Annotated in this window: 5 protein-coding genes and 1 pseudogene; 4 read left to right on the forward strand and 2 right to left on the reverse strand. The window is 70.1% G+C overall.

The annotated features are described in order from the left end of the window. Positions 1 to 55: 55 nt before the first annotated feature. The 4 genes from JWR81_RS30975 to JWR81_RS30990 are packed head-to-tail and all read left to right on the forward strand — an operon-like array spanning position 56 to position 3924. On the forward strand, positions 56 to 1099 hold the full coding sequence (locus tag JWR81_RS30975) for a LacI family DNA-binding transcriptional regulator (protein WP_297661029.1): 1044 nt from the start codon (positions 56 to 58) through the stop codon (positions 1097 to 1099). A 36-nt stretch (positions 1100 to 1135) separates the two neighbouring features. Next, positions 1136 to 2167 carry a substrate-binding domain-containing protein gene (locus tag JWR81_RS30980; protein WP_297661031.1) on the forward strand — a complete coding sequence of 344 codons (1032 nt, stop codon included), beginning with the start codon at positions 1136 to 1138 and terminating at the stop codon, positions 2165 to 2167. A gap of 52 nt (positions 2168 to 2219) precedes the next feature. After that, on the forward strand, positions 2220 to 3134 hold the full coding sequence (locus JWR81_RS30985) for an ABC transporter permease (protein WP_297661033.1): 915 nt from the start codon (positions 2220 to 2222) through the stop codon (positions 3132 to 3134). A gap of 10 nt (positions 3135 to 3144) precedes the next feature. Beyond that, positions 3145 to 3924 (forward strand): ATP-binding cassette domain-containing protein, encoded by a 780-nt coding sequence (locus JWR81_RS30990; RefSeq protein WP_297661035.1) that lies wholly within the window; start codon positions 3145 to 3147, stop codon positions 3922 to 3924. Between the two features lie 236 nt (positions 3925 to 4160). Here the strand turns inward: JWR81_RS30990 and JWR81_RS30995 are convergent, their stop codons facing one another. Continuing rightward, positions 4161 to 4379 (reverse strand): hypothetical protein, encoded by a 219-nt coding sequence (locus JWR81_RS30995; protein WP_297661037.1) that lies wholly within the window; start codon positions 4377 to 4379, stop codon positions 4161 to 4163. Between the two features lie 367 nt (positions 4380 to 4746). Continuing rightward, positions 4747 to 5009, reverse strand: a pseudogene (locus JWR81_RS31000) (hypothetical protein); the annotation flags it as partial.

Consider the following 5009-nt stretch of genomic DNA (forward strand, 5'->3'; position numbering starts at 1 on the left):
TCAGCGCGAGTTAATCGATTGAATTTCGGGTCGACGACGACAGGAACGCGGTGCCATGGCCGTCCGGATGCGCGACGTCGCCCGGTTGGCCGGTGTCTCCGATGCCACCGTCTCGCTCGCGCTGTCCGGGAACCCCCGTGTCTCCGAGGCCACGCGTAGACGCGTGATCGCGATCGCCGACGAGCTCGGCTACCGCCCGAACGCCGCCGCCCGCTCGCTGCGGACCGACTCCACCCGGGCGCTCGGCCTGGTGGTCAGCGATGTGGCCAACCCGTTCTTCGCCGAGCTCGCCGGGCGGATCGAGCGCATCGCCGGCGCCCAGGGCTACTCGGTGGTGCTGTGCAACTCCGACGAGGACGCCGAACGCCAGGACGGCTACCTGTCCCGGCTGCTCGCCGGGAGCCAGGTGGACGGCGTGATGCTCGTCCCGGCCGGCGGAGCGACCCCGGGCATCTTCGCGGCCGGTGCGGCGCGGGCCAGGATGGTGCTCCTGGACCGCCCCATCGCCGTGGACGGGGCCGGCGACGTGGCCGAGTGGCTGCGCGCCGTCCCGGTGGTGCGCGGCTCGGGTGCTTCGGCTCTGGGCGAGGTGGCCGAGCTGTTGATCGGCCTCGGCCACCGCCGGATCGGGATCATCGCGCTGCCCCGGACGACTCGGATCGGCCGGGAGCGCCACGACCTGATGGTCGACGCGCTCACTCGGCGAGGGCTCGCCGGGTCCGCCATCGAGGTGGTGTGCGGTGATTTCCGGCAGCACAGCGGTGAGCTCGCGGTGGAGCGCCTGCTCGCCTCACCGAACCCACCCACCGCGTACGTCGCCGCCGACGGCCTGATGGCCATCGGCGCGATGAAGGCGTTGCGTCGCGCCGGCGTGCGAATCCCGCAGGACGTGTCACTCGTTGGCTACGACGACGCGCCGTGGTTCGACCTGCTAGACCCGCCACTCACCACCGTGGCCCAGCCCGTGGTCGAGCTCGCCGAGGCCGCCGTGCGGTCGATGCTCGCCCTGCTGGCGGGTGAGACGCCACCGACCACGGCACTGACCTGCCAGTTGGTGCGGCGGAGCTCCTGTGGGCCCCCACCGGACACACACACCTGATCGACGAATCCCACGGACCTGGAGAAGGGAACCACCATGAACACCGCAACGACACCACTTCGCGCAGCGCTCGTCCTCTGCGCCGCCGCCACGATCTGTACGGGCCTCGTGGCGTGCGGGCGCGGCGAGCAGGCCGGCTCGGGCGGCGGATCCGGCGACGTGCGGATCGCCATCGTCACTCGCGACTTCACCAACCCCTATTGGGCGGCGCTGCGGGACGGTGCGGTCGCCGAGGGCAAGACGCAGGGCGTCACCGTCGACGTGCAGGCCGGGAGCAGCGAGACCGACTCGACCGGGGAGAACGCCCAGATCTCCACGCTCGCCGGACAGGACGTCAGCTGTTACGGGGTGGTCCCGGTCAACGCGACGAACGTGATCACCCCGCTGATCCCGGTGGCACGCAAGAAGATCCCGATCCTGAACCTGGACACGCAGATCGACCCGAACGCGTCGGCGCAGGCCGGTGTCTCCTACGCCTCGTTCATCGGCGCTGACAACCTGTCCGCAGGCGAGCAGGCCGGGAAGGCCCTGATGGCCAAGATGGGAGGCACCGGCAAGGTGGCGATCCTGCAGGGCATCGCCGGCGAGCAGAACGGCATCAATCGCCAGCAGGGCTTCGAGAAGGCCACGGCGGGTGCGCTCCAGGTGGTGGCGACCCAGCCCGCCGACTACGACCAGGTCAAGGCACAGACGGTGACCGACGCGATCCTCAAGGCGCACCCCGACATCACCGGCATCTTCGCGGCGAATGACACCATGGGCCTCGGCGCCGCGCAGTCGGTGCGCAACGCCGGGCTCACGGGCAAGATCTCGATCATCTCCGTGGACGGCATCACAGCGGCGCTGCACGCCGTCAAGGACGGCACCCTGACCGGCACGATCTCGCAGTACCCCTACGCCGAGGGCCAGATGGCGGTGCAGGCCTGCATGAAGCTGGTGCAGAAGAAGACCGTGCCCGCGCGCATCGTGGCGCCGATCCAGCTCATCGACGCCAGCAACGCGGACAAGGCGATCGCCTCGTTCCCGCAGCCGTTCGCGCCGTTCGACAACCCCGTGGCCGGGAAGTGACCAGCCGTGGGTGACCTCGCCGCTCCGACCCGTAGCCACCGGCGTCGCTTCAATGGGTGACGCCGCGCGCTACGCCGCCCCCATCGGCCTGGTCGTGGTGTTCGTCGCGTTCTTCATCGCCACGCCGGACTTCCTGACCGTCGACAACATCAGTGACCTGCTGGTGTCGGCCGCGATCCTGCTGGTGCTCGCGATGGGCCAGCAGCTCGTGGTGACCGTGGCCGGCATCGACCTGTCGGTCGGCTCCAACCTGCCGTGGGCGGCCGCGGTGCTCGGGTTCGGCTACTCGCACGGCTGGGGCCTGGCCGTGTCGATCCTGGCCGCGGTGCTCGCCGGCCTGCTGGTCGGCGTGGTGAACGGCGTGCTGGTCGCCAGGCTGAACATGACGGACTTCATCGTCACGCTCGGTTCGCTGTCCGTGGTCAGTGGCCTCACGCTGCTGCTGACCGGCGGCAACACGGTGCCGGTCAACTCGAGTTTCCTGCAGGGGCTGGCGCTGGACGGGATCGGCCCGCTGCGCTGGTTCTGGGTGGTCGCGGCGCTGGTGGCGCTCGTGGTGGGCTTCCTGCTGTTCCGCACCCGGACCGGCACCTACTTCCTCGCCACCGGCGGCAACATCGACGCCGCTCGAGAGTCGGGCATCAACGTCTCGCGCATCCGGCTGCTCGCCTACGCCGGCTCCGGTTTGGCCTGCGGGCTGGCCAGCGTGCTGCTCGTGGCACGCACCGGCGGCGCCGACCCGAGTCTGCAGACCGATCTGTTGCTCAGCTCCATCGCCGCGGTGGTGCTCGGGGGGTCGAGCCTGTTCGGCGGTCACGCCTCGGTACTCGGCTCGGCGGCGGGCGCCGTCCTGCTGCAGAGCCTGATCAACGGGTTCACGCTGATCGGGATCTCGCAGTACTACCAACCCATCGCCGTGGGCGTGGTCGTGCTCGGTGCCGCGTTCATCTCCCGGTTCCAGAAGTAGGAGGGTCGCCATGGCCGACGGCTCACCGCTCGTCCAGATCACCGGCGTCACGAAGTCCTTCGACGCGGTACGCGCCCTGCAGGGCGTGGATCTCAGCATCGAGAAGGCCGAGGTCACCGCGCTCCTCGGCGACAACGGGGCCGGGAAGTCCACCTTGGTGCGCTGCCTCACCGGGGTGCACCCGCCCGATCGCGGAGAGATCCGGTTCCGGGGCGAGCCGATCCGGCTCACCTCCCCGGACGACGCGCGCAGGCTCGGTATCGAGACCGTGTACCAGACCCTCGGGCTGATCGAGGACCTGCAGGTCTGGCAGAACCTCTACCTCAACCGGGAGCTGACCACCGGGTTCGGCCCGTTCCGGGTGCTCGACAGGAAGACGATGATCGCGTCCAGCGAGGAGATCCTCTCGCGGCTGGACGTCGACGTGCCGAACGTGCGCGCCACCGTCCGCCGGATGTCGGGCGGGCAGCGCCAGAGCGTCGCCATCGCCAGGGCCGCCAACTGGGGCGAGACGCTGGTGATCATGGACGAGCCGACCGCCGCGCTGGGAGTGCGGGAGACCGCCGCCGTCGAGGAGCTGATCCGGAGACTGCGGGACTCGGGCGTCACCGTGCTGCTGGTCAGCCACGACATGGGACAGGTGATGCGGGTTGCCGACACCGCGTACGTACTACGCCGCGGCCGGACCGCAGCCCGCCGGAGCATCCCCGACACCACGGGAGACGAGCTGGTCGGGCTCATCACCGGCGCCATCACCGGGGACGAGGCCGGCCACGACGCCGTTTCGTGACGCTGGGGGAGATCCACCCATTGCCCGGGTGCCGGCGGACTCACCGATGGCCACCGGGTTGACCGGGTGCGCTTCCGGTCGCGGGTTGAGCTCGGGCCTCTTCCCCCGCAACCGGCCTGGGGCGATATGCCGTCGACGAGGCAGGCAGACTGCCTCGGGCCGCGAGATCTTGCGAGAATCTGTCGAAGGGGCCCTACCGCCGGAGCCGGTCGTGCGGGTTGGCGGCGATCCGATCGTCAGGTCGGCTCGACATCGCAGACCGGGAACCACAGGTCGGGATGGATCTTCACCCACCAGTCGTCGCGACCTCGCCGGACGCGGACCGCCCACCGGTCGTCACCGGTGGAACTCGGATCGAGGAGCACGTCGATCGGAGCCCACGTCGGCTCGGCGTCCTCCCCGAGCGGCAGCTCGATCCACCATCCGACGGACATACCGGGCGGTGTGATCGACATCGGAACCATTGCAGGATCTTCTCGTGGCGCCGTATCTGCGGCGTACTCAGCCCTTCATATCCGCTTGTACGGTCCTAGTCGTCATCCTGCCCGTATCTCCCTCCAGTGGCCGCCGTGTCACCACAAGGATCGTCGGCTATCGGAGCTGCGGTGCCACCTGCTCGGAGGCTCGCCGGTCACCGCGCTGGCGGCCGCCACGGAGAAGTCGGGCATGGAGATGTCGGGGATGTCGACCGCCGATGTGCCGCAGGGTCCGGGTCGGCCCGGCCACCGACACTCCCGGTAACCGCGCAGGTAGTGCAGGAAAGCGGCGGCCCCGGTGTCGGTCCGGGCGCTCCACCCTTCGGCCCGTCGGGCTCAGGGAGTCCTACCCGGTGGCCGACTGCGGAGTCGGACGGTGCAGGTGCGGCAGTGGCCGGGTGACGTGGATCTGCACGGCATAGAGGAGCCAGCCCACGACAGTGGGCACGAGCCAGCTTGCCGCCCGGTAGAGCACCACGACGGCGGCGGCCGGGCCGAGGTCGACGCCCGCGCTACCCAGCGCACCGAGCAACCCCACCTCGGCCAGCCCGGCACCGCCGGGCAGCACCTGCAGGGCGATGCTGACCTGCACGAGCAGGAACCCGATGA

The sequence above is a fragment of the Pseudonocardia sp. genome (assembly GCF_025965585.1).
Classification (GTDB): domain Bacteria; phylum Actinomycetota; class Actinomycetes; order Mycobacteriales; family Pseudonocardiaceae; genus Pseudonocardia.